Below are 738 nucleotides of genomic sequence, written 5' to 3'. Positions count from 1 at the left end.
TGGCTCTGCGTTCAGGGGCTGGCTTGAGGATTGGTAAGTTTATTGGTGTAAATGCAAGGAATGGCATTTCAGACAAAAGCTATGCAGGGACAAAAGACGTTCAAATTGATGACTTCCATTGTGAAAATATTTTAGAAGAAAGAGGTTTGGATTTAGAGAACTCAGACGTCACCATTGGTCGTTTCAAAGGTAAAAATATTACCTCGACGCAGTATGGTGAGGTAGGTCGAGTCGGAGCCAACGCCAAATTTAAGTGCGATAAATATGAAACCGAAGGTGGAACCGCTGCTACAGCGTTACGAATCCAGCATCTTGATTTAGGCAGAGTGTTAATTAACACCGTCGAAACGGATTGCTTGAACAAAGTGGTATATGAAGCTGATAAAGACTTTGGTGGGAAATCGTTCATCGGAAGGATCAACGGTTTTTTAATCCAAGGTGGGGCGCCATCAACCTTAACGGTATCAAATAATGCCATTACCATATCCCAAAGTTCACACCGAATCGATCCAGAGGAAGTGGGGGATGTTGTTGTCGGAGAGTTACATACAATTGATGGCGCGCCATCAATTGATACCATCGTGACCTTGCAGACAAGAAAAAACACTCGCGATGTCATCATTAAACATGGCGTGGGGAATATACACCTCCCAAACGGTCAAGATATTAAGCTTAACTCAACTAACGATACCATTCAGTTGAAATGGAATGGGAAATACTGGTCTAAGCCTGTTTAAG

General features: G+C 42.7%; 1 protein-coding gene. It reads left to right on the top strand.

Annotated features, from left to right (window positions below; all coding sequences use genetic code 11):
* Window positions 1-737 (top strand): hypothetical protein (locus R7Q48_RS27085; protein ID WP_318133342.1); only part of this gene is annotated, 737 nt, incomplete at its 5' end.
* Window position 738 lies beyond the last annotated feature (1 nt).

The organism is Vibrio sp. 378 (assembly GCF_033339435.1).
This window is presented reverse-complemented; position numbering and strand designations above follow the sequence as displayed.